This window comes from Propylenella binzhouense (assembly GCF_009866965.1).
GTDB classification, from domain to species: domain Bacteria; phylum Pseudomonadota; class Alphaproteobacteria; order Rhizobiales; family Afifellaceae; genus Propylenella; species Propylenella binzhouense.
In genome coordinates this window covers 1-3970 of sequence record NZ_SPKJ01000173.1, presented here as the reverse complement: position 1 = coordinate 3970, position 3970 = coordinate 1, and the positions used below count along the sequence as shown (strand labels likewise).

Genomic DNA, 3970 nt, shown 5'->3' with positions numbered 1-3970 from the left:
CCCGGCAGCGCGGGGCCGGCCGCCCCGGCCGGGCCCGCGGGCTACGTCTCGCGCGAACAGGCGCTCGCCGCCGGGCAGCGCGTGGCGATCGACACGCCGTCGCTGGCGGGCTCGATCAACCTCGTCGGCGGGCGCGTCGACGACCTGCTCCTCAAGAAATACCACGTCACGGTCGACCCCAAGAGCCCGCTCGTCGAGCTGTTCTCCCCGGTCGGAACGGAGCACGCTTATTATGCGGAGTTCGGCTGGGTGGCGCCCCAGGGCGGCGCCGCCGTCCCCGGCCCGGACACGCTCTGGCAGGCGGACGGGACGACGCTCGCGCCGGGCCAGGATGTCACGCTCAGCTGGGACAACGGGGCCGGGCTGGTCTTCCGCCGCACCTTCAGCATCGACCGGGACTACATGTTCACGGTCCGCCAGAGCGTGGAGAACACGACCGGGGCGGACGTCGCGCTCTACCCCTACGGCCTCGTGAACCGCGCCGGCACGCCGGCCACGTCGGGCTACTACATCCTGCACGAGGGCCTGATCGGCGTCTTCGGCGACAACGGGCTGCAGGAGGTCGACTACAGCGACCTCAAGGACGAGCCGACCGTCACGCCGCCGAAGGTCGACCGGGGCTGGATCGGCATCACCGACAAATACTGGGCCGCGACCCTCGTCCCGCGCGGCGGCACGCCCTTCCAGGGCCGCTTCATGCGCGGCGGAACCGCCGCGAACCCGAGCTACCAGGCGGACTTCCTGGGCGACGCCGTCACCGTTCCGGCCGGCGGCTCGAGCGCCGCCAGCGAAACGCTGCTCTTCGCCGGGGCCAAGCAGGTCGAGGTGCTCGACCGCTACCAGAGCGACCTCGGCGTCGAGCGTTTCGAGCTCCTGATCGACTGGGGCTGGTTCTATTTCCTGACCAAGCCCATGTTCTTCGCGATCGACTGGTTCTACCGCCTGTTCGGGAATTTCGGCCTGGCCATCCTCGCCGTCACGGTGCTCGTGAAGCTGATCTTCCTGCCGCTCGCCAACCGGTCCTACCAGTCGATGAGCAAGATGAAGAAGCTGCAGCCTGAGATGCAGAAGATCCAGGAGCGCTTCAAGGAAGACCGCATGGCCATGCAGCAGGCCATGATGGAGCTCTACAAGAAGGAGAAGGTCAACCCGGTCGCGGGCTGCTGGCCGATCCTGATCCAGATCCCGGTCTTCTTCTCGCTCTACAAGGTGCTGTTCGTCACGATCGAGATGCGGCACGCGCCGTTCTTCGGGTGGATCCGGGACCTGTCGGCGCCGGATCCGACGAACCTCTTCACCTTGTTCGGCGCCATCCCGTGGAGCCCGCCCGACATGCTCCACATCGGCATCTGGCCGATCATCATGGGCATCACGATGTTCGTGCAGATGCGGATGAACCCGACGCCGCCGGACAAGACCCAGCAGATGATCTTCAGCTGGATGCCCGTGATCTTCACCTTCATGCTGGCGAAGTTCCCCGCCGGCCTGGTGATCTACTGGGCTTGGAACAACACGCTTTCCGTGCTCCAGCAGGGCTTCATCATGAAGCGGAACGGCGTCCCGATCGAGCTCTGGGGGAACCTCAAGGGCATGGTCGTGCGCAAGCCGAAGGACTCGCCCGCCGAATAGCGCGGGCCCGCAGGAGGAAGGCCGGAAGACGCCGAGCGGGGCGCCCGACTGGGTGGCTCGACTGGGTCGCCCGGGCCGCGCAAACGGGCGCGGGGCGGGCGCCGGACGCCCTGAGGGCCCGCCTGCGGCCGAACCGCAATCGCCGGAAGGTCACCTTATGCACGGTCCCTCTCCGCTCGATCCGCATCCGATGCCGGGCCAGCCGCGCGTCACCTTCCTGAAGCCGGTCGTCGACCGGCCGAACATCACGATCGGCGACTACACCTATTACGACGACCCGGACGAGCCGGAGCGCTTCGCCGAGACCTGCGTCCTCTATCATTACGACTTCATCGGCGACCGGCTCGTCATCGGACGCTTCTGCGCGATCGCGACCGGCGTCCGCTTCGTGATGAACGGCGCGAACCATGCGCTCGGCGGCCTCACGACCTTTCCCTTCCAGATCTTCGGCCAAGGCTGGGAGGAGGGCTTCGACCCGGCCGATCTCGGCAGCGGCTGTCGCGGCGACACGATCGTCGGCAACGACGTGTGGATCGGGCGCGAGGCGATGATCATGCCGGGAAGCCGCATCGGCGACGGCTCGGTGATCGGCGCCCGCGCCGTCGTCTCCGGCGCGGTGCCACCCTATTCCGTGGTGGTCGGCAATCCGGGCCGGGTGGTGCGGCGCCGTTTCGACGACCGCACCATCGCGCGCCTCCTCGCGCTCGGCTGGTGGGACTGGGACGCCGAGAAGATCACGCGCCATCTGGCGCTGCTCCGGTCCGCGGACATCGACGCGCTCGAGCGCGCAGCCCGGCAGGCGTGACAGTAAGAAGCGCCTTTTTATTTGGAGTCTCCGCCGGTTAGAAGTTGTGATCGGCCGGTTGTTGCCGTTTACCTTGCGTCATGCTTCAATCTCCCGCAATTGGGGGAGAGATCAGATGCTCGCGACGTCTTGCCGGACGCTGTCCGTTCTCATGTGCTCGTCCTTGATTCTGGCTGCGCAGCCTGCGAGCGAGGCCCAGGCCGGCAGCGGCGGCGCCGTGGCGGCCGGCTTCGCGGGCTTTGCGCTCGGCGTCATCGCCGGCTCGGCGATCAGCCGGCAGCATTCGGGCGGGACGGTCCGGCGCTCGCACAGTTCCGGCGGCAGCAGGCCGAAGGCCTCCCGCCAGGTCGCGCGCCGCTCCGCCGAGACGGTCGCGGTCCAGAAGGCGCTCGCCTTCTACGGGCTCTACACGGGCGCGATCGACGGCCTTGCGGGGCCGGGCACCCGTGCGGCGGTATCCGCGCTGCAGACCAAGATGGGCTGGGCCGTCACCGGCACGCTGAAGCCCGACGAGCAGGCGGCGCTTCTCGCGCAATATGCGAGCGACCAGAAGGGCGGGCCCGCGCCCGCGACGGGCAACAATACGGGCCCCAAGGTCGACGAGCTCTTCGCGATGATCAACGGCCAGAACCGGCCCGGCGCGGCGGGCCAGCAGGGCGGCGTCGTGATGGTGCCGGGCGGACCGGCGAACGGCGCGCCCGGGGCCGCGGCGGTCGTTTCGCCGCAGCCGCAGCCCGGGCTGCAGCCGGAGCCGCTCCAGGTGGCGGCGGCGCCGGGAGACGGCTTCCGCATCCATTGCCCGGACATTTCGGGAAGCGCCGCCGCGGCGGTCCCGGCCGGCCTGACGCTGACGGGGACGGGCTCGCTGGTGCCCGAGCAGTTCTGCCGCGCCCGCACGGCGGCCTTCGTCGATTCGGCGGGGGCCTTTTCCGGGCTCGGCGAGGCCGAGCGCGGCCACGTGCAATCCGCCTGCGCCCAGATGACGGATGCCATGCGCCCGCGCCTGACGCAGCTCGCGACGAGCGCGCCCGCCGCCTTCGTGCAGGCGATCGGCGCCGAGTTCGCCGGATTCACCGAGGCGCAGAAGGACCAGGCGGCCGGCAATTTCAACGTCTGCATCGGCGTCGGCTACGCCGCCGACCGCGGCGACATGGTGGCTTCCGCCGCGCTCGGCCTGGTCGCGCTCGGCGATACCGGCTACGGCGAGATCGTTGCCGCCGCGCTCGCTCTCGGCGCCGGCATGCCCGGGAACGGCGCCAAGGCGATCGAATGGCTCGACTATACGGCCGACGAGATCGAGGCCGGGGCGGAGCCGGTCCAGAGCGACACGGGCGTCGAGCGGGCGAGCATCCTGCGCCTGATGGCCGACCAGATCGGCGGGCCGAAGATGGTGACGGCCGCCGGCCGGTCCGACGCGCCGGGCCTGACGCCGGTGGCGGCGAAGCTCGAGCCGGCGCCGGTCGGCGGGATCGTGCCCGCGCATGCCGTTCCGGCCGGCGGCGGCGGGACGGTCGTGGCGCTGGCGGAGACCGGCGC

General features: G+C 70.1%; 3 protein-coding genes. All 3 read left to right on the top strand.

From position 1 onward, the window contains the following. Window positions 1-1629 (top strand): membrane protein insertase YidC (gene yidC, locus E4O86_RS22390; protein ID WP_161142759.1); only part of this gene is annotated, 1629 nt, incomplete at its 5' end. Between the two features lie 157 nt (window positions 1630-1786). Further along, complete coding sequence (locus tag E4O86_RS22385) at window positions 1787-2434, top strand: CatB-related O-acetyltransferase (protein WP_161142758.1); 648 nt, start codon at window positions 1787-1789, stop codon at window positions 2432-2434. Between the two features lie 115 nt (window positions 2435-2549). Then, window positions 2550-3970 (top strand): peptidoglycan-binding domain-containing protein (locus E4O86_RS22380; RefSeq protein WP_161142757.1); only part of this gene is annotated, 1421 nt, incomplete at its 3' end.